The sequence below is a fragment of the Elusimicrobiota bacterium genome (assembly GCA_026388095.1).
In the GTDB taxonomy this organism is placed as follows: domain Bacteria; phylum Elusimicrobiota; class Elusimicrobia; order UBA1565; family UBA9628; genus UBA9628.
In genome coordinates this window covers 93,764-117,752 of the sequence record JAPLKL010000079.1, presented here as the reverse complement: position 1 = coordinate 117,752, position 23,989 = coordinate 93,764, and the positions used below count along the sequence as shown (strand labels likewise).

At 66.5% G+C, this 23,989-nt stretch carries 18 protein-coding genes; 13 read left to right on the top strand and 5 right to left on the bottom strand.

The features are described 5' to 3' along the window. The first annotated feature begins 199 nt into the window (after window positions 1-199). From NTY77_20690 to NTY77_20660, 7 genes are all read left to right on the top strand, one after another. A complete protein-coding gene (locus tag NTY77_20690) occupies window positions 200-2,290 on the top strand; it encodes a tetratricopeptide repeat protein (GenBank protein ID MCX5797916.1) in 2,091 nt (696 codons plus the stop codon). Continuing rightward, a complete protein-coding gene (locus NTY77_20685) occupies window positions 2,287-3,051 on the top strand; it encodes a L,D-transpeptidase (protein ID MCX5797915.1) in 765 nt (254 codons plus the stop codon). The genes NTY77_20690 and NTY77_20685 overlap by 4 nt, the downstream gene beginning before the upstream one ends. Window positions 3,052-3,053: 2 nt before the next feature. After that, entirely contained in the window at window positions 3,054-3,818 is a 765-nt protein-coding gene (locus NTY77_20680; protein MCX5797914.1) for a hypothetical protein, read from the top strand. Window positions 3,819-3,960: 142 nt separating this feature from the next. Continuing rightward, window positions 3,961-6,123 carry an alpha-amylase family glycosyl hydrolase gene (locus NTY77_20675; protein MCX5797913.1) on the top strand — a complete coding sequence of 721 codons (2,163 nt, stop codon included), beginning with the start codon at window positions 3,961-3,963 and terminating at the stop codon, window positions 6,121-6,123. Window positions 6,124-6,246: 123 nt separating this feature from the next. Then, a complete protein-coding gene (locus tag NTY77_20670; protein MCX5797912.1) occupies window positions 6,247-8,679 on the top strand; it encodes an alpha-amylase family glycosyl hydrolase in 2,433 nt (810 codons plus the stop codon). Between the two features lie 18 nt (window positions 8,680-8,697). Further along, window positions 8,698-9,930, top strand: a complete 1,233-nt coding sequence (locus tag NTY77_20665; GenBank protein MCX5797911.1) for a hypothetical protein — start codon at window positions 8,698-8,700, stop codon at window positions 9,928-9,930. Between the two features lie 172 nt (window positions 9,931-10,102). Next, a complete protein-coding gene (locus NTY77_20660) occupies window positions 10,103-11,950 on the top strand; it encodes a hypothetical protein (protein MCX5797910.1) in 1,848 nt (615 codons plus the stop codon). On the opposite strand, the gene dinB is transcribed toward NTY77_20660, so the two are convergent. Together dinB and NTY77_20650 are read right to left on the bottom strand one after the other, a co-directional pair. After that, window positions 11,947-13,026, bottom strand: coding sequence for a DNA polymerase IV (dinB, locus tag NTY77_20655; GenBank protein ID MCX5797909.1), 1,080 nt, complete (start codon window positions 13,024-13,026; stop codon window positions 11,947-11,949). The two genes, NTY77_20660 and dinB, sit on opposite strands and share 4 nt — an antisense overlap. A gap of 8 nt (window positions 13,027-13,034) precedes the next feature. Beyond that, window positions 13,035-13,511, bottom strand: a complete 477-nt coding sequence (locus NTY77_20650) for a hypothetical protein (GenBank protein MCX5797908.1) — start codon at window positions 13,509-13,511, stop codon at window positions 13,035-13,037. Between the two features lie 95 nt (window positions 13,512-13,606). On the opposite strand from NTY77_20650, the gene NTY77_20645 reads away from it, so the two are divergent. Beyond that, entirely contained in the window at window positions 13,607-13,936 is a 330-nt protein-coding gene (locus tag NTY77_20645; GenBank protein MCX5797907.1) for a pyrimidine dimer DNA glycosylase/endonuclease V, read from the top strand. Between the two features lies 1 nt (window position 13,937). Here NTY77_20645 and NTY77_20640 read toward each other — a convergent pair whose 3' ends face one another. Continuing rightward, window positions 13,938-14,867: a phosphate acyltransferase gene (locus tag NTY77_20640; protein ID MCX5797906.1), complete on the bottom strand. Its 930-nt coding sequence runs from the start codon at window positions 14,865-14,867 to the stop codon at window positions 13,938-13,940. Window positions 14,868-14,965: 98 nt separating this feature from the next. Here NTY77_20640 and NTY77_20635 point away from each other — a divergent pair, with 98 nt between their 5' ends. Both NTY77_20635 and NTY77_20630 read left to right on the top strand, forming a co-directional pair. Further along, a complete protein-coding gene (locus tag NTY77_20635) occupies window positions 14,966-16,405 on the top strand; it encodes a phosphotransferase (protein ID MCX5797905.1) in 1,440 nt (479 codons plus the stop codon). A 5-nt stretch (window positions 16,406-16,410) separates the two neighbouring features. Beyond that, window positions 16,411-17,142, top strand: a complete 732-nt coding sequence (locus tag NTY77_20630) for a sugar phosphate nucleotidyltransferase (protein ID MCX5797904.1) — start codon at window positions 16,411-16,413, stop codon at window positions 17,140-17,142. Here the strand turns inward: NTY77_20630 and metE are convergent. Beyond that, window positions 17,139-19,418 carry a 5-methyltetrahydropteroyltriglutamate--homocysteine S-methyltransferase gene (gene metE / locus NTY77_20625; protein MCX5797903.1) on the bottom strand — a complete coding sequence of 760 codons (2,280 nt, stop codon included), beginning with the start codon at window positions 19,416-19,418 and terminating at the stop codon, window positions 17,139-17,141. The genes NTY77_20630 and metE overlap by 4 nt on opposite strands. A gap of 289 nt (window positions 19,419-19,707) precedes the next feature. Here metE and amrB point away from each other — a divergent pair, with 289 nt between their 5' ends. Together amrB and amrS are read left to right on the top strand one after the other, a co-directional pair. Beyond that, window positions 19,708-21,126, top strand: a complete 1,419-nt coding sequence (gene amrB, locus NTY77_20620) for an AmmeMemoRadiSam system protein B (protein ID MCX5797902.1) — start codon at window positions 19,708-19,710, stop codon at window positions 21,124-21,126. Further along, window positions 21,123-22,178 carry an AmmeMemoRadiSam system radical SAM enzyme gene (gene amrS, locus NTY77_20615; protein MCX5797901.1) on the top strand — a complete coding sequence of 352 codons (1,056 nt, stop codon included), beginning with the start codon at window positions 21,123-21,125 and terminating at the stop codon, window positions 22,176-22,178. The genes amrB and amrS overlap by 4 nt, the downstream gene beginning before the upstream one ends. On the opposite strand, the gene NTY77_20610 is transcribed toward amrS, so the two are convergent. Continuing rightward, window positions 22,156-23,040 (bottom strand): alpha/beta hydrolase, encoded by an 885-nt coding sequence (locus NTY77_20610; GenBank protein MCX5797900.1) that lies wholly within the window; start codon window positions 23,038-23,040, stop codon window positions 22,156-22,158. The two genes, amrS and NTY77_20610, sit on opposite strands and share 23 nt — an antisense overlap. Window positions 23,041-23,143: 103 nt before the next feature. On the opposite strand from NTY77_20610, the gene NTY77_20605 reads away from it, so the two are divergent. Next, entirely contained in the window at window positions 23,144-23,956 is an 813-nt protein-coding gene (locus tag NTY77_20605; protein MCX5797899.1) for a hypothetical protein, read from the top strand. The last annotated feature ends 33 nt before the right edge of the window (window positions 23,957-23,989 follow it).

The following is a 23,989-nucleotide window of genomic DNA, read 5'->3' as shown; positions in this document are numbered from 1 at the left end:
CAACAGTCCGTCCCCGAACTGGCCCAGACAGGCGCAGCCTGTCTGGGCTGTCTGGGCCAGTCGCGCCGAAGGCGCCATCCTTCGTGCAACCTATCGGATGGGTTCTGCCGCCCCGCTTCGCGGGTCGGTTGCGCCCGGCAGACGGCCGCCGGGCGCTCGCAGAACGGACTTTATCAGCAGCCTGCTAGGCCTTCTTGACATGACCCGGCGAGGACGGACCTTCGCGATCCTAGGGGCCGTTCTCGCCGGAGCCGCCTTGGCGGCCGGCATGCTGCACCGCCATCGCGGCGGGGACCGGACCCCCGACCTGCCCTCCACCGTGGACGCCCGGTATTGGTATCTCGACATCTACGATGACTTCTTCGCCGAAGAGCTCCGCCCCGACGGCCGCGCCTATCGCGTCTCCCGGCGGCCGCTCTCCCGTCCTTCCAGCTTCCCGGCGCTCAAATCCACGGACACGTTCCGCGTCTTCGTCATCGGCGGCTCGGTCGCGTACCAGTACGAATTAGACCCCCAGCGGATTGCCGGACGGGCCCTGCAGGACGTGCTGGAGCACGTCCTGCCCGGCCGGCGCGTCGAGGTCGTGCATTGCGGCATGGGGGCCTACGACAGCTACCGCGAAACTTTGGTCCTCAAGGAAGTCCTGCGCTACGCCCCGGACTTGATCGTGCTCATGAGCGGCAACAACGAGTCCCGCAGCGATGCCGGCCCTCCGCCGCGGCGGGTCCTGCTGGCCCTACGTCTGCGCCGGTGGCTCGGGCTCCCGCAGAGCGGCGCCTCTGCCCCGCTGACAGGGCCCGGACGGCCCATTCCTCTGGGGCCCTTCGCCGACTACCTCCGCGGCATGGTCCTGGCCGCGCGGCGCGCGGGCGCCGCCACGGTCCTTTGCACTTTGCCCAGGCGCCTGGACAACCCGCCGGGCGGACATCTGCCGCCCTGGCTCTGGCACGAGGATGCCCTCCAGGCCTGGAACCCTGAGGGGAAAGACGGCCTCTCCTCCGCCGCGGCCTTCTGGCGACGGTCCCTGTCCCGACACCCGGAAGAGGAATACGCGCACTACTTCTTGGCCCGCACCCTGGCCAGACAAGGCGACACCCTCGGCGCCCTGAGGGAATATGCTGCGGCAAAGAAGTGCCGCGGGGCCTTGGACACCAATGCCGTGGTCCGGGCGGCGGCGGCCGAGCTGGAGACGCCTCTGGCCGACCTGGAGGCCGCGTTCGACGGCTTGCCTTACGCCCGGGACGGCGGGAAGATCTATCGCGACCCTACCCACTGGTACCGCTTCATGGACCCTGTGGTCTCCTACGCCATAGCCCGGTCCTTGGTCCACCACCCGACCGCCGCCAAGGGGCCGCTCGACGCGGCCTGGCTCCGACGCGAGGGCTCCGCCCTCGCGGCGCCCAAGCCCGACCCGGCGGAGCCCCGGAAGGATTACGTCAACAAACTCTCCTGGGCGATCTCGATCAGCGACCGGGACTCGCCCAGGATCTCGGAACAGATCCTCGTCTCACTCGAAGATCTGCGCGAACTCGACCCCGCCGCTTTCGCGGCGCTGCCCTGGCTGAAGCCTTTTTGCCGGGAGGCGGTCGAATCCAACCCTTGGACCAGGAGCGGGGCCGGAGGTTTCGAGCGGCGCTGGGCCTTCGCCTTGGTCCATGCCGGGGAGGTGTACCGCAGATCGGGACAGCCGCGCCGGGCCCTGGAGTACTTCGATGAGGCTCTGCGCGCCGCCCCGAATATCGCGTTCTGGGGAGTCTACCAAGCCCTGGCTCTGCGGCAGCTCGGCCGCCGGAAGGAGGCGGCGAGCGTACTTTCTGCCATCGCCGGCCCGGAGCTTTCGTCCCCGGAAGTCCAATCCATCCGGGGACTCTGGGGGCTGCGCACCATCCCCCACCCCGCCCAGCCGGCCCTGCCTCGCCCGGCCCTGCAGGCGGCGCTCAAAGCCGAATCGCTGAGGCGCCAGGGGCGGTCCGAAGAGGCGCTCGCGGTCATCGCGCAAGCCCTGGCGCGAGCCCCGCGCGACCCGAAGCTGCTCAACGACAAGGGCGTGCTGGAGTCCTTGCAGGGCCGCCCGAGGCAGGCGCAAGCCGACCTGGAAGGCGCCATCGCCGCCGATCCGGACTTCGCCTCCGCCTATCTCAGCCTGGGCGCTCTGCTCGCCAGCCGGGGGGAGAGGGCCCAAGCCCGGCGGGCCTATACTGCGGCCCTGTCCCGGCGTCGCATCTGGGACGATCCCGCGCCGCGCCGCGCGCTCCAGGAAGCCTTGCGCTCTTTGGCGGAGCGGCCATGATGGACTGGGGCCGGCTCACCGTCATCGCCCTGACCTGCTGGGTGCTGGCCTTCGGCGCCGAGTCTCTGCGCCTGGCGCGCGCCGTGGTCAGCCTGTACCGCGCCAACGACCGCCTGGGGGCCGTGGCCCGGACACTCGACCAGCGCGCCCGGGAGATCTCGGACCTCAGCGCCCAGATCCAGGCCGACTCCCAGGAGAGCGAGTTCCTCAACAAGCTCCCGAACTTCCTGCCCCAGGACCGGGGGTTCCTGCGCACCCAGCACGTCATCGCGGGCGAGGTCTCGGTCCTGCGCCGCCAGGTGGGCCAGCGCGTGCGCGGCAGCCTCCATGTCGTAGTCGACGCCAAGGTCAACAAGCTCTACCTCAAGAAAGGCTTGAAGCTGCTCTGGCAGGCCGACTGCTCCGTAGGTCGCGGCGGCACGCTGGTCGACGCCAAGACCGGCCGCCGCTGGGAGTTCGTGACCCCGCGCGGGGAGTTCCGCGTGATCGGCAAGGCGGAGAGCCCGGAGTGGACAAAGCCCGACTGGGCCTACGTGGAAGCCCGGTCGCCCATCCCCCCGCCGGAGGACCCGAGCCGGAAGGTGCCGGGCGAGCTCGGCGCCTATGTCCTCAACCTGGGCGACGGCTACCTCATCCACGGGACCCTGCACGAGGAGCTCCTGGGCCGTCCGGCCTCCCATGGCTGCGTGCGCCTGGCCGCGGCCGACCTCAAGAAGCTCTACGAGACGGTGCCGGTCGGCACCAAGGTCTATATCTACTGACGATGAAGACCACACTTCGCCTCTTGCGCCGCGCGCCCCTCGGCCTGGTGGCCGCGGCCGGGGCCGCGATCCTGGTCGGGATGCATCTGACCGGCTCCTGGGTGCGGTCCCAGGCCGAGCCGCGCCGGTCCGAGTGGCTGCTGTTGACCAAGGAGCGCGAGAAGTCGGCCGCGGCCGCGGCCGACCTGCAGTCATTGCGCGACCTCAAGGCCGAGGATGTGGCGCGGCTGAAGGCTTCCTTGGCGGGGCTGACGAGCTCGCACCGCGCCGTGTACGAGGCCGGGCTGGCCCTGCAGGAGGAGAAGCGGCTCCTGGAGAAGCAATGGGAGATCATGACCACCTACCTGCTCATCGACCTGGCCGAGCAGAAGATCCATCTCATGCGCGGAGACCAGTCCCTGAAGAGCTTCTCCCTGTCCTACTCCTCGGCGGCCTTCGGAGGGCTGGCCCAGCCGCTGCCCCAGACGCTCTGGATCGTATCCAAGGAGCGCTTCGCGCACCCGGAGCGCGGCGTGTCCGAGCAGAAGGACGGCCGGCTGCAATACGAGCCGCCGCAGGTCGGGACCTCGGTCCGCGCCAACGCCCTGGGGGAGTTCGTCATGTTCTTCACCGGGGGGCTCATCCTCCACGGGCCTGCCAACCGCCTGGCCGACCACGCGGCTTTCCCGCATCACTGCGCGGGCCTTTCCCTCGGCGCGGCCAAGAAGCTCTACTCCGAGACCTTCATCGGCACCAAGCTGGTGTTCAAGAAAAGCCCTAGGTCTTGATATTCCCGCGTATAGGCACAATACTTCTCACGAGGATGCAGGGAGCAGGCCCTAAGGGCCCATTTCCGGCTGGGCCCACACACTGGGCCGGAGGGACCGGACGGCTCAGGCATGTGATGACTTGCCGCCCTACACTGACAGTATGAAGCACGAAGCCCTGCGCAAGTCTTTGGCCCTGGCCCTGATCGCGGCCTTGCTGGCGGCCCAGCCGGGCTTCGTCTTCGCCGGCAACGTGGTCTCCGGCCAGGTCTCGGCGGAGGGCGGCCAAAGCGCGAACTCCTCGGCCGCGGTGGGCGGCAATTCCCCGACGGCGCTGCCCAAGCTCGAGGTCGGGCTCTTGGCCCCCGCCAACCTCTCCGGCTCCCTGAGCGGCGCTTCCCTCACGGTCCCGGTCGTGAAGGCCGGCCTGGATCCTTCGGTCATCGCCCCCCAGGCTCCGGTCGAGGTCAAGACCGTCCTCCAGGCGCCGGTCAGCGCCCCGATTTCGCGGACCGCTCCGGCCGCGGCCGCGGTGCCCTCCGCCGGCAGCGGACAGTTCGTCGCCAACGCCACTCTTTCCGGCCCGGCCCCGGCCGTGGCGCCCCTGCAGGGCGAGTCCCTCCGCCGCGTCTCCGCGACCCTGCCGGTGCGCCTGGCGGCCCCCTTCGAGAAGAAGGCGGTCGACCCGGCCATCGGAACCGAGCCGGAATTCCCGGCCGAGGCTCCGAAGTCCTTGGCCGAAGCCTCCGTGGCCATCGACCCCAACCGCGCCTACACCGCCTCCCCCGAGGACTGGCGCGACGAGGTCATGTACTCCGTCTTCCTGGACCGCTTCGCGCGCAGCCCCCAGGGCAAGCCCATGGGCGACCCCAAGAGCGGAAACACCCGCCACGGCGGCGACCTGCGCGGCCTCATCGACAAGCTCGATTACATCCAGGGCTCGGGCGTGACCACCATCATCCTCAACCCGGTGGTCCTGGGAATCCCCGAGGCTTACCACGGCTACGCGCCCCTGCACCTTCTGGCCGTGGACCCCCAACTGGGCACCATGGCGGATTTCAAGGAGCTGGTGGCCAAGGCGCACCAGCGCGGCCTGCGCGTGGTCTTCGACCTGCTCATCAACCACGTGGGCCCGGTCTTCGAGTACAAGGACGGCTCGCAGTGGCGCGGCCTGGACCAGGCGCCCAAGGAGATCGGGGTCTGGAACCACAAGCTCTTCCCGACCGAGATGACCGCGCCCGAGAATTTCACCCGGCACGGGGTCATCGGGAACTGGGACGATCACGACCAGGCCATCAACGGCGATTTCCCCCCCAACTACAGGCACTGGGCCTCCGAGAAGCCCGAGGTCCAGGAGAAGCTCATCCACATGGCGCAGTGGTGGCTCAAGGAGACCGACATAGACGGCTTCCGCATCGACGCCATCCGCCACATCAACCCGGCTTTCCGCGTGCGCTTCACCAAGGAGGTCCGCGAGTACGCGGCCAAGCTCGGCAAGAAGAACCTCTTCATCCTGGGCGAGAACTCCACGGGCGTGGACGGGGACGTGGCCCGGGACCTCAACGAGGCGGGAATCGACAGCGCCTACGCCTATCCCGAGTACCGCCGCCTCAACTGGGCCTTGCACGGCAAGGCCCCGGCGCGGGCCATCGAAGACAGCCTCAAGCAGGCGATGTCGGTGCTGGGCTCCTCGGTGAGCCGCCTGCTGCGCTTCATCGACCTGCACGACACCTACCGCTTCCTAAGAAACGGCGAGCCGGTGAGCGTCCTCAAGATGGCCATGGCTTTCCTGCTCTTCAGCACGGGCATCCCGCTGATCTACTACGGCACGGAGCAGGCGTTCCGGCAGACCACGGACCGGCTCGACCCCGAGGGCCCGTGGCTCCCCGCGGACCCGGAGAACCGGCCGGACATGTTCGCCGATGGGCAGTACAAGTTCCCCAGCTCCGCGGGCGACAAGTTCGACACCCACGCTCCCACCTATCTCTGGCTCAAGCAGCTGGCCGACCTGCGCAAGGCGCACCCGGCCCTGTCGCGCGGCGAGCAGTACGTGCGCTGGTCGGACCAGAACGGCGCGGGCATCTACGCTTTCAGCCGCATCTACAAGGGCGAAGAAGTCTTAGTCGTGCTCAACACCGCCACCGAGGCCCGGTCCGCGGACATGTACGTGGACGGCAGCCTGACCCCGGCGGGCACGGTGCTCGAAGACGCCGTGGACCCGGCCAACAAGGCCAAGGCCTACGCCCCGCAGGAAGGCGGCGCCAAGGTCTGGGTGCAGGTCCCGCCCCACGGCGTGAGAGTCTTTGTCAAATCCAAGGCCAAATAGGGCCGTTGCCGTTCTTGTAGCCCGGGCCCCTACGAGGGGCCCGGGCCATTCTTCGGTTCGTTTGTTCCTTTAGAGGTGGCCGGTGGCCATGCCGTTAAAATTTGTACATTCTGACCACACCCCATGAGCCTCAAAGCCTGGCAGGACAAGGTCATCTACTTCATCCTCATCGACCGCTTCTGCAACGGCGACGCCACCATCGACGATTTCGGCAAAGGCGAGTTCGACCCGGACAACGACGACTGCTTCCAGGGCGGCGACCTCAAAGGCGTCATCTCCAGGCTCCCGCACATAAAGGCCCTGGGCTTCGACGCGGTCTGGCTCACCCCTCCCGTGCACAACCAGTGGATCAACCCCTACATCAAGACCCGCGGCTTCCACGGCTACTGGGCCTACGACTTCACCAAGATCGACCCCCACTTCGGCACGCTGGAGGACTACCAGCAGCTCGTATCCGAAGCCCACAAGCTCGGCCTCAAGGTCATCCAGGACATCGTGGTCAACCACACCGGCAACTACTTCACCGTGGACGCCAAGGACTACGACCCCGCCCATCCGGAGAAGAACTGGCGCAGCCTGGACGGCTCCTACCCCCCCGACCTGCCGCCCAAGGCCCCCAACGACCCCGTCTTCCGCCTCAACAACCCGAACATCCCGGGACAGAAGGCCGCGGCCGTCTACAATTTCACGCCCAATATCACGGACTTCAACAGCCGCGAGCAGACCTTGACCTACGCCATGGGCGACCTCGACGACATCAATCTCAACAACCCCGAGGTCGTCAGGCGCTTCAAGGAGATCTACCGCTACTGGATCGAGGCCGTCGGCGTGGACGGCTTCCGCGTGGACACCGTCTACTACACCCCCGAATCCTTCTACGAGCGCTTCCTGCATGACGAGGCGCCTGGCGAGCTCGGCGTCAAGCGCTTCGCGGAGCAGCAGGGCAAGGACGACTTCCTCGTCTTCGGCGAAGTCTGGTCCTATGACTACAAGGCCATCAACCGCTACGTCAAGGAGGGGCGGACCTGCCGCCTCGACTCGGCCATAGACCTGCCTCTCAACGAAGCCCTCACCCAGGTCTTCTTCCGCAAGCTCCCCACCGAGCGCCTGGGCAAGGCCTTGCGCGCCAAGCGCCACAACCGCCACCTCTGGGTCAATTTCCTGGACAACCACGACGTGGAGCGCATCTGCAGCCGGGGCTCGGCCGCGGCGGTGCAGCAGTCTTTGCTGGCCCTCTTCACCCTGCCCGGCATCCCGTGCCTCACCTACGGCACCGAGGCCGGCTTCACGCTCTCGCGGCAGAAGATGTTCGACGACAAGTTCTACGACCGGGCCTCTCCTCAGGCCGCGTTCCTGGGCAAACTCATCGAGCTGCGCAAAGCCAATCCCGTTTTCTCGCGGGGCGACCTCGTAGTCGAGCGGACCTCGCCGGGCTGCGGGCTCTTCGCCTATTCCATGAGCCTCCGGGAGGAGACCTGTGTGGCGGTCTTCAACACGGCGGCGGACTCCATGTTCTACGAATTGCCCGGCGGCTTCGAGGCGCATGAGGTCCTGCTCTCTTCCGAGGGCCGCACCGCCGCTACGGGTTCTTTGGCCTTGGCGCCGGAGTCGTTCCTCCTCATCAAGGGGGCGCGGAAAGCCGAGCCGGACCGGACAGCGCCGGAGATGGAGCTCAAGGGCTGTCCGACCGGCGCGGTCAAAGGGACCTTGGACCTGGGCCTGTGCCTGAAAAAGCCGCAGGAGATCTCCGAGATCTTCCTTCTGGCCGACGACAACTACGGCCGCCGCATCCCGCTGCCGGCCGGTTCCGGGACCGTCTCTCTCGACACCGCGGCCTTGGACAACGGCCCGCACACGGTCGCCTTGCTGGCCGCGACCAAGGCCGGCGGGCACATCCTGTCCCCTGCCGTGCCCCTGAAGGTCCGCAATCCCTACGAGATCCTGGCCAAAGCCAAGGTTCCCAGGGACCAGAAGGGAGGGTTGCACCGCAAGGTCCACGCCCCGGCGGATCCGAGCTACGACGGCCAATTGTCTTTGGAGAGCGTCGGCGCCTACACCAGCGGCCGGGACCTCCAGCTGCGCCTGCGCATGGAGCGGGTCACCAACGCGTGGAACCCGCCGCACGGCTACGACCACGTCTATTTCAACGTGTTCTTCGATTTCCCGGGCCAGCCGGGCCGCAAGTTCCTCCCCAAGCTGGGCCATGCGCGCGACGACTTCGAGTTCAACCAGGGCTTCCTGCTCTACGGCTGGGGCATCCGCTCCTTCGGCGCCGAGGACTCCACGCCCGACTCCTTCGGCGCGCCTCTTCTGGGAGACGTGACGGACAAGGTGGAGCTCAAGAAGCGCCTCGTCACCTTCACCTTCTCCAACCGGTTCTTCGACTCGATCGAGACCTTCTCCGGGATGAAGGTCTTCATCTCCACCTGGGACGGCTACCTGGGCGAGCCCCGTCTCGTCGCGGACGCCAAGGAAGACTGGAACTTCTTCGCGCTCGACGGCCAGGCGGCCGCGGGCGTGCCCAAGATATTCGACCACGTTCTCTTCGAACTATAGCTATAATGTAGAGGCCCCATGCATAAGCCCAGCGGCCCGCAGATCGACCCGAGGAGCGCCGTGATCCTGGCCGTGGACACCGCGGTCAAAGGTGAGACCGCGACTCATTTCGAGCGGGCCTACTACCTCTGCCAAGGCGCGGACCTCGACCATCAGGGCAACGGGAACCTGCGCAGGGTCTGCCACTCAGACCTCTTCTTGGAAGACAACCACAAAGTCCTTGCCGGCGCGGACCGGGTCTTCATGGTGGTCTATCCCACGCGCACCTATTCCGAGGGCATGGGCAGCAACCTGCTCACCGAGATATCCCCCGAGGACCGCAACTTCATCCGCACGCTGCGCAGCCGCTTCCACGACGCGGTCTGCTGCAAGGTGTCCTTGCATGAGACCGCCTTCTTCGAGGACCTGAAGGGCTATTTCCTCGACGACCACGAGAAGAAGCAGTATCGGAAAGAGAAGCTTGCCAAGGCCGAGGCGCACGACAAGCCGGTGCCGAAGAAGAAGGGCCTCGTCGAGTTCGACATGGACTTCTTCCGCAACATGAAGGCCATCTTCAGGTCTTGCATGACCAAGCCGAACCAGCAGGACTTCCGCTATCTTTACTACAAGACCTTCGGCTTGAACCTGGTGGTGCGCCTGGGCTTCATGATCACGAGCGTGCAGAAAGGCGAGCTGCCCGTGATGCGGGCGATCCTCTCCACGTCCTGGTACCAGTTCCAGGACGCGATCTTCACGGTGTTCGGCCAGACCTACATGAAGTTCCTGGGCAGGATGACCGGCCTCCTGCGCATATACAAAGCCTACTTCGGGGACCTCTTCTTCGTGTACTTCCAGCTCTGCGGCTTCGAGTTCCTCAACCGTCTGGTTCTGGGGCCTCTGGGCGAGAACCCCTTGGTTTACACCTGGTCCGGCATCGGCCTCATATTCCTGAACATACTCCAAGGCATGCTCTCGGGCGGGCCGCTGATCCCGGCCATCAACAAGATGCGCAAGGTGGGATTCATCGGTCACAACACCATGATGCACCTCTACCAGCTTTCGAGCCTGACCATGCAGTTCGGCCTGTTCGCGAGCTTCGGCTATCAGAGGTTCTACACCATCCTGACCACGTCGGTGCTGGTGGTGGCCTGGGGCTCCTACGCGGTGTTCACGACCTTCTTCCGCGACCCCGAGTTCGTGCGCTTCGGCGACAAGGGCGCCATGGCGCGGCTGGATAGCTTGGCCGCGCGGTGTTTCTCCCGCGCCGCCTAGACGCACCCCAGAAAAAAACCTTGCCAATCCCGGCTTTTGGGGCTAAGCTAGCATTGGAGAGTCCGGCAAAGGTCCCAAGCTGCACAGGGCCCTAAAATCAAGGCCCCCTGCCCCTTGGGCCCAGCCATTCTTTCTCTCGCGGACCCATACTATCGCGAGGATGGGCAATAAGATGGACAAGACCCGAAGACTCATCAAGGCCTCGACGAGCGTGGCGCTCAGCTTCGCGCTCGTTTTCATCTCCCCCGGCCTCGAGTGCTACGCCGGCGCCAACGCCAGCGTCAACACCCCCGTCTCCGACACCGGTTCCCCCGCCACCGGCAAGACCGGCAGCTCCGGCGTCTCCCTCATCCAGGTCAACCCAGGCAGCATCCAGCTCTCCCCGGCCAGCCTCTCCGGCTCCATCAAGGTCATGCCCGCCGCCCCCTCGGTGGTCGAGGCCGGCAAGACCGCCCCAGTCGTCATCCCCCAAAACGCTCCCACCCAAGCCATCCAGCTCACGCAGGCCGCAGTCCCGGTCTCAGTCTCCGCCCCCCTCCGCCTGGCCGCCCCGCAGACCTCGAAGACCGAGACCCCTGCCGAGATCGTCTCCGCGCAGCTCGTCCTGCAGGCCGGCGTAGAGCGGATCTCCCAAGCCAACGACTCGGCGGGCAAGGCCCAGGTCCTCGACACCGTTTTCACCGGCTCCAAAGCCAAGGCCGACTCCGCGGAGATCTCGGCCGCGGTCACGCCGGACCAAGCCTTCGCCTCCGGCCTCAAGCCTGCCGCTCCCGAGCAGACCCAGTCCATCGCCGTCCCCCAGGCCGAGACCTCCGCGGCCCTGGCCAAGACCAAGATCTACATCACCCGCGCCAACCTGGCCCCGGTGGTCACCACCTTGGCCGAGCTCCCCCAGACCTTGGCCGCGAACCCCGAGCTCAAGGACAGCCTCAACAAGCTCGGCCGCGTGCGCCTCATCCTGGCCAAGAACGCGCCCGCAGGCAGCATCACGGACGCGGACGCCAAGCAGGTCAATGAGTCCTTGCGCGGCATGGGCGTCACCGCCAAGTTCGAAGTCGAGAAGATATCCGTCGACTGGAAGCCCGCTCCCAAGCCGGCTGAGACCGGTCCGGCCGCCACGGCGCAGCAGCAGAAGACGGCGGTCGTCAACAGCCGCCTGTGGCGCTACGTCATCGAGCCCGTCACCTGGCCCTTCCGCCAGCTCGCCTATCTCGGCAAGACCATCTACAACGCCTACACCGCCCCCACCACATCCGAGCTCGTAGGCGGCGTGGTCTCCAAGGCCGTGCCCACGGTCATGACCATCGGGGTCTGGGGGAGCATGTACACCGGCCACCCCCTGGCCCTGATCGCGGCTTTGGTCGTGTCCATCGGCCTCAACGTGTTCCACGGCCTCTGGATCAACACCTGGTCCAACTTCCAGAACAAGCTCGGCAAGGAGAAAGGCCTCAACTACCAGTCCATATTCAACCTCATCTACGGCCAGTTCTGGGGCGCCCTCTTCCGCTTCATCGCCTGGACCGCTTTGCCCAAGACCGTGCCGCCGTGGTCCCTGGATTACTGGAAGGCCATGGGCCTCTCCACGGTGGTCGGCTCGTTCTTCGGCTCTTTGGGCTACCAGGGCCTCAACGCCCTCTACGACAACGGCCGCATCTCGCGCTGGCAGCGCTCCGCCATCCAGCAGATCCGCGACCTTTTCTTCTGCCTGACCGGCGTGTTCTTCGGATCCGGCGGCATGCCCATGTTCTGGGCCACCTTCGCCATCCAGCAGACCCTCGATCTCATGATCTACCTCGTCAGCCTCAAGGCCAATCGCCGGCCTATCATGTACATGGCCGACGATGCCGTGGCCGCGACCCCCGAATTCCAAGGCGGCTATCCCGTGAGCCCGACTCCCGTGGTGGCGCAGTCCCCGCTCAAGCAGGCCCTGAACAACCTGCTGGACTGCCCCTTCGTCAAGCCCTTCGCCTGGGCGGCCAAGAAGATCCACGGCCTGATCAAGAACCGGAAGAAGGCTTAGGTCAGAGGCAGCAGGTCCTCGGGCGGGACCAGGTTCGAGACGGAGAAACCGATGAGGCGGAAGCGCTTGCCCTGCCTTTGGAAGGGTTCGAGCAAGGCCAAAGCCCCGCTGTCCAGCTGAGCCAGGCTTCCCGTGGAAAGCTTCAAGGTCGTCTGCCGGGAATGAGTCTCATAGCCCTCGAAGCGCACCTTGACGCACAAGGTCAGGCACCAGTGGCCGTCCGCGATCATCTCCTGGTGAACCTCGCGCACGCAGTCACGCAGGCGCGCGTGGACCCGCTCGAGGTCCGCGGTGTCGGTCTCGAAGGTGTGCTCCCGCCCGATTGATTTCTGCACCCAGTCCGGGTCTACGGGACGGTCGTCGAGGCCCCGGGCCTCGCGCCACAAGAAGCCGCCGAACTTGCCGAACTCCTGGATGAGCCTCGACTCAGGGGCGCCCAGGAGCTGGGCGATGGTCCGCAAGCCCAGGCCTTCGAGATGCTCCTTGGTCTTGGGGCCCACGCCCCGCAGAGCGCCTACGCCCTTGGGCCCCAGGAACTCGGCCACGCGCCGCGGGATGACCACGGTCAAGCCCCCCGGCTTGCGGTGGTCGCTGGCGATCTTGGCGATGAGCTTGTTGGGGCCCGCGCCGACCGAGGCGGAGAGCCCGGCTTCGGCGCGTATCCGCTCCTGGATCTCCCGTCCCAGCTCCCCGGCGGCCTTGAAGCTGCCCCGACTGGAGACGTCGAGGTAGGCCTCGTCTATGCCAGCGGGCTCCAGCACGTCGGCGCTGCGGCGGAGGATGTCCATCACCTTTCGGCTGGCCTCGCTGTAGAGGGAGAAGCGCGGCCGCAGGTAGACCCCGTTGGGGCATCTGCGATAAGCTGTGGAGATAGGCATGGCGCTGTGCAGGCCGTAGCGCCGGGCTTCGTAGTTGCAGGTGGCCACGATCCCCCGGCCCTGCCCGCCCTTGGGATCGGCGCCCACGATCACCGGCTTGCCCTTGAGGCTGGGGTCGGCGCGCTCCTCCACCGCGGCGAAGAAGCAGTCCATGTCCACGTGCATGACGAGCCGTTCGGTGGACTGGGAGTCGGGCACGGCGGCCGCTATTTCTTCGCGAGTCCGAAGTAGTAGCGCAGGCCCACGCCGCCGTCGAGGTTGCTGCCCAGGCTGGGGGCCATGCGCAGGACCGGGGCGATCTCGGCGAAGACCTCCAAGGGAGTCTTCTCGATGATGTAGGCGACGCCGCCCAGGAAGCGCATGCCGATGAGAGTCTCATCCTCGTCTTTGATCTTAAGACCCAAGCCCAGATAGGGGGCCAGCTTGCCCTTCGGAGGCTGCTTGGGAAGATCCCGGAAATGGGTCAGCACATCGAAGTGGAAATCCAGGCTGCCGCCCTGCTCGCCGAGAGCCAAGTCCACGGCGTTGCGCTTGTCGATGAGATACTTCGCGGAGAAACCGAAGGGGGTGCCAATGTAGGCGCCGACTCCGATCTGATTCGCTTCTTCCTGAGCCCGGCAGACGGCAGGCGCCAGCAGGGCCGCTCCCAGAACGGCGGCGATGGACCAAGTCCTTCTAGTCATTGGTTTCTCCTTTGGGATCATCAAGCGTGACTAAAACAATTTTACCCCACGGCTGTCAAAAGAACCTCAAAACATCCGATATGATATGCTGAGCCATGCGCATCTGGGACATCCCGCCGCGGCTCCTGTGCCGGGGCCACCTCCTGGGCGAGCATCGGGAACTGCATGCGATCTGGAGCGTCATCACCCGGAACAAGAAAGGCTACTCCCGCCACCCCGAGACATTGCGCTGGCAGGGCCGGCTCAAGGCCCTGTTTGCGCGGCACACAATGGAGGTCGCGGAAATGTTGCGCCGGGGCTATAGACATCATAGCCCCCTGCCCCGGCACCTAGCCAAAGGGCTAGGCCGCCAGGGCCGCTTCGTGGACTCCCCGCGCACGCAGAGAGAACTCCTGCGGCGGAAGGGCTGCGACTGCCGGGTATGACCTAGGCCGCGACCTTCTTCTGGTCCTTCATGAAGGAAGCCAGCGCGATCGAGAGCGCCTTAGTGAGCGGCGGGTCCGTGCGCGAGGGCAAGATCACCGGCACCGTAGCCCCGACGACCAGCGCGGCCGATTTCATGCCTTCGGCAAAATAGGTAATGCACTTGTAGACCGGGTTGGCCGCGTCGAGGTCCGGCAGGAGCATGACGTCCACTTGGCCCGGAACCTCGCCGCCCTTGACGCCCTTCTCGTCGGCCAGCTTGCGGTCAACCGAGATGTAGATGTCGTAGGGCCCCTCCACTACGCAGTTCTGGATGCGCCCGTCGCGGCTCATCTTGGAGAGCTCGTCTGCGTCCACGGTGCTGGGCACCTTAGGATTGACCTTCTCGACCGGACACACCACGGAGACCTTGGGCCGGTCCACGCCCAAGACGCGCATGAGGCCGACCGCGTTCTCGATGATCTTCTTCTTCTGCTCCAAGGTCGGGGAGATGAGCAGAGCCGCATCGGTAACGAGGAAGAGCTTGTGATAGTGGGAGGTCTGGAAGAGCACGACGTGGCTCAAAGTCCCACCCTCGGGCACCAGCTTGGCCTCTTTGTCCAAGATGGCCTTGGCGTAGAGCGCGGTGTCCACGCCGCCCTTGACCAGGAAATCGCCCTTGCCCTGCTTGATGAAGGCCACGGCCAGCTTGCACATCTCGGCCTTGTCCTGGCAGTCCACCAGCTCGAACTTCTTGAGATCCAGCTTGGCCCCGGCGGCCAAAGACTCGATCTGGGCCTTGTCGCCGATGAGCACGCCGCCGGAGATGAGGCCGTAGCCGTCCGCGATCTTGATGGCCTCGATGACCTCCGCGTTGTTGGCGCCGGGGGAGACGATGCGGTTGGATTTGCCTTTCACCATCCTGACGAGCTCGTCGAAATCCTTGAATTTCATATTAGTTCTCCTTATAGAATGTGGCGGTTCACCTATGATACATTTTCAGGCCTCCGGCTTTCAGGGTCCGACCCGCGGTATGGTACAATGGCCTCAGAATGGAAGAGGCACTCAAGCAGCTGTTCGAGAAGAAGTACGGCCGGCCGCCCGAGTCCTCCGCCCCGCTCAAGGGCGACGGCTCCAGCCGCAGGCTCTACCGAATCCAAGGCGGAGACCGCGGCGTCATCGGCGCGGTCAACTCCGACCGCCTGGAGAACCAGGCCTTCCTCGCCTTCTCCCGGCACTTCCGCTCAGCCGGCCTGCCGGTCCCGGAGATATACGCCGAGGAACTCGAGAAGGGCATCTACCTCGAAGAGGACCTGGGCGACACCAACCTCTTCCAATACCTGAGCGCCAACCGAGTCCAGGCCGTCCTCGCCCCTGGCGTGCTCGCGGTCTATCGCAAGGTCGTCAAGGCTCTGCCCAGCATCCAGATCTCGGCCGGAAAGACCCTCGACTACAAGGACTGCTACCCGCGCAAGAGCTTCGACAAGCAGTCCATGATGTGGGACCTCAACCACTTCAAGTACTACTTCCTCCAACTGGCCGACGTCCCCTTCCACGAGCAGGCCCTGGAGAACGATTTCAAGCGCTTCACCGAGCTCCTGCTCGAAGCGGACCGGGACTACTTCCTCTACCGCGACTTCCAGTCGCGCAACATCATGGTGAGGGAGAGTTCTCCCTGGTTCATCGACTACCAGGGCGGCCGCAAGGGCGCCCTGCAGTACGACATCGCGTCCTTGCTCTTCGACGCCAAGGCCGACCTTCCCTTCGCCCTGCGCGAGGAGCTCCTGGAGCTCTACCTGGACAGCGCCTGCGAGCTGGCGCCCATCGACCGGGCCAAATTCCTCAAGCTTTATCCCGCCTTCGTCTACATCCGCATCATGCAGGCCATGGGCGCCTACGGCCTGCGCGGCTTCTACGAGCGCAAGACTCATTTCCTGCAGAGCATCCCCTACGCCATCCGCAACCTGGAGTACCTCCTGCGCTCCACGGAGCTTCCGGTCAAGCTGCCCGCGCTCATGGGCGTCTTCCGCAGCATGGTGGGTTCCTCCACCCTGCGCCAGTACGGCAGCGCATCCCTGCGCCTCATCGTGCGCATCCAGAGCTTCTCCTACCGCGGGGGCGTGCCTACCGACGAAAAAGGCCACGGCGGAGGCTTCGTATTCGACTGCCGGGCCCTGCCCAACCCCGGCAAGCACAGCCAGTACGCCAAGCTCAACGGCAGGGACGCCGAGGTCATCGCTTTCCTGGAGAAGGAGACCGAGGTGGGGCGCTTCCTGGAGCACGCCTGCGCCCTCATCGGGCAGTCCGTGGAGAACTACCGCAGCCGCAATTTCACGGACCTCATGGTCGCATTCGGCTGCACCGGCGGCCAGCACCGTTCGGTCTACTGTGCCGAGGCTTTGGCCCGCCATCTGCGCGAGAAGTACGACGCCCAGGTCGAACTGCGGCACCGGGAGCTGGAGAAGGAAGAGACCTCGGTCCCGGTCACGTGAAGGCCATGGTGCTGGCGGCCGGCGAGGGCCGCCGGCTGCGTCCCCTGACGGACAACATCCCTAAGGTCCTGGTGGAAGTCGCCGGGGCCCCCATGCTCGAACTCGTCATCCGGCGACTGGTCCAGGCCGGGGCGGACGGGGTCATCGTCAACACCTTCCATCTGGCCGAGCAGGTCGAAGTCTTCCTCAAGAGCCGCGACCTGGGAGTGCCGGTCGAGGTCTCGCACGAGACCGAACTGCTCGACACCGGGGGAGGCCTTAAGAAGGCCTCCGCTTTCTTCTCAGACGGCCAGCCGTTCTTCTTGCACAACGGCGACGTGTACAGCGAGATCGACCTGGCCGAGATGTATCGCAGCCATCAAGCCAGCGGCGCCCTGGCCACTGTGGCCGTCTCGGACCGGGCGACCCAGCGCTACCTGCTCTTCGACGAGTCCGGCCGGCTCTGCGGCCGGGAGAACCTGAAGGACGGCAGCCGGCAGTGGGCCGCCGCCGAGGCGCCCGCGGCCCGCCGCATGGCTTTCAACGGCATCCACGTGATCTCCCCCGAGTTGCTCTCCCGCATCAGCGAGAGCGGGGTATTCCCCATCACCCGCACCTACCTGCGCCTGGCCGGCGAGGGCGCCGCCATCATGGCCTGGCGCAGCGATGGAGCCTACTACAACGACATCGGCGACGCGGCCAAGCTCGCCGAGGTCCGGCGGCGGGCGGCGTCGCTCAAAGAGGACACTCTCCGCTAGGCGGCCCTCTTTTCCCGCTCGCGCATCACCTGGGCGGCCCGCACCATGTTCGGCAGGGCGGCCTTGACCTCCGGCCAGGCTCGCGTCTTGAGCCCGCAATCGGGATTGACCCAGATCTGCTCGGGCGAGAGCACCCGGCGCGCCTTTTCCAGCAAAGCCACCATCTCCTCGATGGGAGGCACCCGCGGGGAGTGGATGTCGTAGACGCCCGGGCCGATCTCATTGGGATACCGGAAGGCCGAGAAGGCGTCGAGCAGCTCCATCTGCGAGCGCGAGGTCTCGATGGAGATCACGTCCGCGTCCAGCGCCGCCACCGCCGCGATGATGTCGTTGAACTCCGCGTAGCACATGTGGGTGTGTATCTGGGTGCGGTCAGCCACCGCGCTGGAAGCCAGGCGGAAGGCCTGCACCGCCCAGTCCAGATACTCCTTCCACTCGGATCGGCGCAGGGGCAGGCCTTCGCGCACCGCGGGCTCGTCGATCTGGATGATGCGGATGCCGGCGCGCTCCAGGTCCGCCGCCTCGTCGCGCATGGCGAGCGCGAGCTGCCGGCAGGTCTGCGCGCGCGGCTGGTCATCGCGCACGAACGACCATTGCAGCATGGTCACCGGCCCGGTCAGCATGCCCTTCACGATCTTGGGCGTGAGCGACTGGGCGAAGCTCGCCCAGGCCACGGTCATGGGCTTGGGGCGGGAGACGTCGCCGAAGATGATGGGCGGCTTGACGCAGCGCGAGCCGTAGCTCTGCACCCAGCCGTTCTTGGAAAAGGCATAGCCCTTCAGCTGCTCGCCGAAATATTCCACCATGTCGTTGCGCTCGGCCTCGCCGTGCACCAGCACGTCCATGCCGATGCTTTCCTGATAGCGCACCACGGACTCGATCTCAGCTTTCATGGCCGCCTCATAGGCGGCGTCGGAGAGCGTGCCGCGCTTATGGGCCGCGCGCGCCTCGCGGATCCCGCCGGTCTGCGGAAAAGAGCCGATGGAGGTCGTGGGATACAAGGGCAAGCGGAATCCGGCGCGCTGCACCTGGGCGCGCTCGGAGAAAGGCGAGCGGCGCCGGCACATGTCCTGGCTCAGCGACGCGAGGAGCTGCTGGACCACGGGGTCATGGATGCGGGCCGACGTGCGGCGAGACTCTTGGGCCGCGTCGGAAGCTCGCAAGGCGTCGGTGCTGGAAGCCCGGCCTTTGGCCAAGGCCGCGATCTCGACCAGCTTCTGCTTGGCGAAGGCCAGCCAGCCCTTGAGCTCGGCGTCGAGCGTATCTTCCAGGTCCAGGTCGATCGGCACGTGCAGCAGGGAACAGCTCGGCCCCACGGCGACCCGATCCGGCCCAAGCTTGGCCGCCGCGCGCTCCAGGACCGCCAGCGAGGCGCTCAGGTCGTTGCGCCACACGTTGCGCCCGTCCACCAGGCCCAAGGACAGCGACTTGCCCGTGGCCGCTGCCGACTCCAGGGCGGGCCCCAACTGCTGCGGCGCGCGGCGCAGGTCGACATGGATGCCCGCGACCGGCAGGCAGAAGGCCAGCTCGCAGTTGTCGCCGAGATCGCCGAAGTAGGTGTTGAGCCAAAGCCTCAGGCCGGGCGAAGCCTTCGCCAGCTCGGCATAAGCGCTCTTATAGACAGCGCGCGCCTGGGCGCTCAGATCCGTGACCAGGCAGGGCTCGTCGAGCCGGACCTCATCGGCGCCCTGCTCGCGCAGCTTCCTCAATGTCTCGACGTAGACCGGCGCCAGCCTGGCCACGGTGTCCGGCAGCGAGAAGCCCTGATACTTTGGCTTGCCCAGCAAGGCAAAGGTGACAGGGCCGACCAGGACCGGAAAGGTCGCGAACCCCTGCGCGCGGCTTTCCTTGAATTCGTCGAAGACCTTGGTCCCGCCAATCTTGAAGGTTTGGCCCGCCTCGAACTCAGGGACGATGTAGTGGTAGTTGGTGTCGAACCACTTGGTCATCTCCATGGCCGCGGCGTCCTTGCTGCCGCGCGCCATCGAGAAATAGACCTCCAGGCTGCCGGGGGCGCCGACCTCCGCATGCCGCTGGGGCACGCAGCCCAGCAGCACGGCCATGTCGAGCATGTGGTCGTAGAGCGAGGAGTCGTTGCAGGGGCTGACGTGGATGCCCGCGTCCTTCTGCACCTGCCAGTGGCGCCGGCGCAGGCCTGCGGCGGTCTGCAAGAGCGCTTCGTAAGAGCTCTTGCCCTGCCAGGCGCTCTCCAGCGCCTTTTTCAGCTCGCGGCCGGCGCCGATGCGAGGGAAACCCAGATTGACCGCCGTGACCATGACCTCTCCTTTCCTGATTGTAGTCGGGATAAGCAGGTCTTCGGGTAACATATCCCGGAATTGTCGAGAACAATCATCCCTCACAGCCCCCCATGGGGGGCTGGCGAACGCTATAATAGCAAACCGCCGCCGGAGTGAACGCCAGGATCGGAAAGGGAACTTCAGGCGGGCGGCGGCCAGGCAGAGCCGTGGCTAGGCGGAGCGGATATCATCAGCCATGGATGTACCCCGGCTAGTCACAAAGCGCCGGGCGCTGGAGAAAGGCCTCCCCGTTTAATAGAATCGGGCCATGTCTTCCCGCGTGCGCCCCCCGGCCGCGGCCGGCCGCTTCTATCCCGCGGACCCCGGCGTCCTGCGCGAAACGGTCGACCGGCTGCTGGCCCAAGCGCCCAAGACCGCGGTCGAAGGCCGCGTCGTAGGCGCCCTGTGCCCCCATGCCGGCTACGACTACTCCGGACCTCCGACGGCCCAGGTCTTCCGGGCCCTGGCCGGGCTGGCGCCCGAGGTCGTGGCCGTGGTGGGCACCGCGCACTTCGCCGACCGGCCGGGCTTCTTCCTTCCCGAACACGCGGCCCTGCGCACCCCTCTGGGCGAAGTGCCGGTGGCCCAAGAGGAGGCGGCGCAACTGCTCAAGTCCGGCGACGGGGTCACGGTCTCGGCCATTGCGCACGCTTCGGAGCACTCCGTGGAAGTGGTGCTGCCCTTCCTGCAGAGGACTTTCCAGGACTTCAAGCTCCTGCCGGTGGTGAGCAACAGCCAGAGCCTCACCGAAACGGTGCGCTTCGGCCGCGCCTTGGCCGGGGCGCTCAAAGGCAAGAAGGCCTTGGTCATCGCGGCCAGCGACCTCTCCCATTATCCGGCCTGGGAAGTCGCGCGGCAGGTCGACCCGGCCTCCCTGGAGAGCTTCCTGACTTTGGAGCCGGATTATCTCTGGCGCACCGAAGCGGCGCTGATGACCCTCGGCGGGGCCGAGCTGCACTGCACCTGGTGCGGCAAGGCGGCCGCGGCCGCGGTCCAGGCCGCGGCCGGGAGCCTGGGCGCGGATTGGGGCGAGGCTTTGGCCTGCACCAACTCCGCCGACCGCGGCGGAGACGAAGGCCGCACGGTGGGCTACGGCGCGGCCCTGCTGCTCTGCCGCGGCCAGCGCCGCTCCTGGCCCATGGAGCAGGTCACCGCTGAGGAAAAGACCGAGCTCCTGGGCCTGGCGCGCGCCAGCGTCCGAGGCAGCCTCGGGGGCCAGCGGCACAGGCCCCGGCTCTTCGACCGGCCGCGCTTCAACCTGCCCGCCGCGGTCTTCGTCACCTGGACCAAAAGAGACGGGAACCTGCGCGGCTGCATCGGCACCACCGCGGCCCGCGATACCTTGGGCAACGCGGTGGCCCGCTACGCGGTGTGCAGCGCGGCCGACGACCCGCGCTTCCCGGCCGTTAGCGTCGAGGAGCTCTCCGGCCTGCGCGCCGAGATCTCCATCCTCTCCGCGCCTCGTCCCGCGCGGCCCGAGGACATCCGGCCCGGCCTGGGAGTCGTCGTGGGCCGCGGCGCCAGGCAGGGGCTGTTCCTGCCCCAGGTCTGGGAGAAGCTGCCGGACCGAGACGAGTTCATGGCCTATCTCTGCGAGCACAAGGCCGGCCTGCCCGTAGACGCCTGGAAGCAGCCCGGCGCGGAGCTCGCGACCTTCACGGTCACCGCCTTCTCAGAGCCGCGATGAGCCCCGCCGAGAACCTGGACGCCGCTTTGCGGCGCTTGACCCGCGAGGGAGAGCTCTACGAGAAGCGCGGCGACGGCTCCGTGCGCTGCTCCGCCTGCGGCCACGAGTGCCTCATCGCCGAGGGCAGGGCCGGCGTGTGCCGCATGCGCTTCAACCGCGGCGGCAGGCTCATGGTCCCCTACGGCTACGTCTCCGGCCTGCGCGTGGACCCCATCGAGAAGAAACCCTTCTTCCACGTCCTGCCCGGCGCGGCCACATTGTCCTTCGGCATGCTAGGCTGCAACTTCTCCTGCAAGTTCTGCCAGAACTGGCTCTCCAGCCAGGTCCTGCGCGACCCGCAGGCCGAGTCCGCGGTGCGGCGCTGCACCCCTCGTTCCGTGGCGGCCCAGGCCAAGGCCAGCGGGGCCAAAGTGGTGGTCTCGACTTACAACGAGCCGCTCATCACCTCGGAATGGGCCGCGGCGGTCTTCGACGAAGCCCTGGGCCAGGGGCTGCGCTGCGCCTACGTGTCCAACGGTCACGCCACGCGCCGAGTCCTCGAGTACCTCAAGCCCCGCATGAGCCTCTACAAGGTGGACCTCAAGTGCTTCGACCAGGCCAAGTACCGCGACATGACCGGCGGGGACATGCGCGCCGTCCTGCGCAGCATCACGGACCTCAAGGTCCTGGGCTTCTGGGTCGAGGTGGTGACCCTGGTCATCCCGGGCTGGAACGATTCGGATCCCGAGTTGCGCGCGCTCGCCGCCTTCGTGGCCGGCGTGTCCAAGGACATCCCCTGGCACGTCACCGCCTACCACCAGGACTACCAGCTCGCGGAGCGCGACACCCCGTCCGAGTCCTTGCTGCGCGCCTGCGAGATCGGCCGCGCCGAAGGCCTGCGCTTCGTCTATGCGGGCAACATCCCCGGCCGGCTGGAGGGGCTGGAGGACACCCTCTGTCCCTCCTGCGCCACCCGCGTCATCGAGCGGCGCGGCTTCATGGTCCTGGCTGACCGGCTCGTCGAGGGCAAGTGCCCCGAATGCTCCGCCGTCATCCCGGGCGTCTGGACCTAGCGGAGCGGGGCTTGCCGTCTCGACGGCAGACGCGTTCCAGGAATGCCGTCATCTCCTTCCGCACAGGCGCCTGCCCCTGATCCTGCAGGTGCAGGAGATGGCCGACTCCCGCGATCTCGACGCAGGCCGCATTGGCGGCATTCCTTTTGAGCCAATGGAGCTCCTCATCGGTCATCACCGCGCCGAGCTTGGTCTCGCCGCGAAGGAAGAGGATAGGACAGCGGATCCGACCGATGACCCTCTTGTAGTCGTAGCTTCTAATGAACCCGGCGAAGTCATGAAGCAGAGGGTCGAAGAAGGTCGGATCGAGCTGCCAGAGGCAGCCGGAGAAGAACAGGATCCAGGAACTCGTCACCCCCGGACAATCCCGATATTCGCGGGCCAGGGCCAAGGACAGCTCCGCTCTCGACCGCGCCGATCCCTTCAGCCTCAGCCAGTTCTCGAACATCCCGCGAGACGATTCGATGAGGTCCCTGTAATTGCCCGCGGTCAACGGGGCATCCTCGATGATGAGCGCTCTGACCCGATCAGGACAGCGCGCGGCGACCATGAGGGCGACCACTCCTCCGATCGAATGCCCCACCAGCACGGCCGGCCCCGGAAATCGGCTCAGAAAAGCCGCCCCGTCATCGCGAAAATCCTCGAGGCGGTATCGTCCGGGAGTCCACCCCGAACCCCCGTTGCCCCTCAGATCGAGAGCGTAGACACGCCAGCGCTTGGCAAGGGCCGGGATCAGAGAGAGGTATTCCTGCCAGCGCCAGGCGCCGCCATGGAACATGACCACTGGCGCGCCGGTCGGCGAACCGGTCTCCAGATAGTTGATCCTGACCCCGCCGGCAGCAAAGGCCTTCTCTGATCTCATATTCGGCTCCAGCGAGCGTCTCCTCAGCATTCTATGAAAAACGCCCCTGGTCCAGCCGGCGCATATTGACAGTCCGGGCCGGCCATGCTACCTTAGGTCCATCATGATCGCCTTGCTTGCCGCCCTCCTCGCGTCGCCCGTTTCGATAGCATCCGCCGCGCTTGCCCACTCGGTCTCCGTCGAGTTGACCGACGGCCGCAAGACCTTCCAGAGGACCATCCGCCTCTACGAAGACGCGGACCGTTCCGGTCTAGGGAGCTTCGCTCAGGCGCCTGATCCTAAGCAGGAGCTGGAACTCGACGCCGTGGTCTGGCCGGCCGGCGGCCGCGCCCTGGGTCTGAGATATCGGATCGGTCTCTTCGTCCCCAGGCGCGGCATGCAGGAGCCGATCAAGATGGACGATTCCGGAACGGTCGAGCTTCCTCTGGCCTCGCGCGTCACCGTCGCCGAATGCGGATCCTGGAAAGTGACCCTGTCGCTGGACGGCGGCGCGGCCGAGGCCGCCTGGGACGCGCCGGGGACGCGCAACTACCGGCTGACCGCGGAAGCCTCGGGCCACAAATGGCGGCAGACCTGCCGGCACGTGGGGACGCCCGACGACGGGATCCACCTCACCGAGGGCCACTACGTGAACGGACGGCAGGACGTCTTCGGCATGATCGTAAACCCTTTGGAGAGGCGGGCCGGAGGCTTCCAGGTGGGCTATGTCGTCACGGACGACACTCCCTTGCGCCCTCCACTCGACGCCCGCAAATCCGCGACCCTTGCGCCGGGCCGGAAGACCAGCGTGGATGCGAACGGCTACGCCGTCGGCTTGCTGCTCGAGACCTCGGCCGGGGTCGCCGCGCCCGCGCCTGCCGCCGTCGCGCCCCAGCCGGCTCCGCAGGAGTCCAAGGCCGTTCCTCTGCTGCGCTGAACCCGCCGGACCGCGGCGGAAGCCGTTTCCCGG

Bases quoted from the DNA above. Each gene is read 5' to 3' on its own strand.
- NTY77_20690 (MCX5797916.1), top strand. From the start codon at position 200: ATGACCCGGCGAGGACGGACCTTCGCGATCCTAGGGGCCGTTCTCGCC.
- NTY77_20685 (MCX5797915.1), top strand. From the start codon at position 2,287: ATGATGGACTGGGGCCGGCTCACCGTCATCGCCCTGACCTGCTGGGTG.
- NTY77_20680 (MCX5797914.1), top strand. From the start codon at position 3,054: ATGAAGACCACACTTCGCCTCTTGCGCCGCGCGCCCCTCGGCCTGGTG.
- NTY77_20675 (MCX5797913.1), top strand. From the start codon at position 3,961: ATGAAGCACGAAGCCCTGCGCAAGTCTTTGGCCCTGGCCCTGATCGCG.
- NTY77_20670 (MCX5797912.1), top strand. From the start codon at position 6,247: ATGAGCCTCAAAGCCTGGCAGGACAAGGTCATCTACTTCATCCTCATC.
- NTY77_20665 (MCX5797911.1), top strand. From the start codon at position 8,698: ATGCATAAGCCCAGCGGCCCGCAGATCGACCCGAGGAGCGCCGTGATC.
- NTY77_20660 (MCX5797910.1), top strand. From the start codon at position 10,103: ATGGACAAGACCCGAAGACTCATCAAGGCCTCGACGAGCGTGGCGCTC.
- NTY77_20650 (MCX5797908.1), bottom strand. From the start codon at position 13,511: ATGACTAGAAGGACTTGGTCCATCGCCGCCGTTCTGGGAGCGGCCCTG.
- NTY77_20645 (MCX5797907.1), top strand. From the start codon at position 13,607: ATGCGCATCTGGGACATCCCGCCGCGGCTCCTGTGCCGGGGCCACCTC.
- NTY77_20640 (MCX5797906.1), bottom strand. From the start codon at position 14,867: ATGAAATTCAAGGATTTCGACGAGCTCGTCAGGATGGTGAAAGGCAAA.
- NTY77_20635 (MCX5797905.1), top strand. From the start codon at position 14,966: ATGGAAGAGGCACTCAAGCAGCTGTTCGAGAAGAAGTACGGCCGGCCG.
- NTY77_20630 (MCX5797904.1), top strand. From the start codon at position 16,411: ATGGTGCTGGCGGCCGGCGAGGGCCGCCGGCTGCGTCCCCTGACGGAC.
- metE (MCX5797903.1), bottom strand. From the start codon at position 19,418: ATGGTCACGGCGGTCAATCTGGGTTTCCCTCGCATCGGCGCCGGCCGC.
- amrB (MCX5797902.1), top strand. From the start codon at position 19,708: ATGTCTTCCCGCGTGCGCCCCCCGGCCGCGGCCGGCCGCTTCTATCCC.
- amrS (MCX5797901.1), top strand. From the start codon at position 21,123: ATGAGCCCCGCCGAGAACCTGGACGCCGCTTTGCGGCGCTTGACCCGC.
- NTY77_20610 (MCX5797900.1), bottom strand. From the start codon at position 23,040: ATGAGATCAGAGAAGGCCTTTGCTGCCGGCGGGGTCAGGATCAACTAT.
- NTY77_20605 (MCX5797899.1), top strand. From the start codon at position 23,144: ATGATCGCCTTGCTTGCCGCCCTCCTCGCGTCGCCCGTTTCGATAGCA.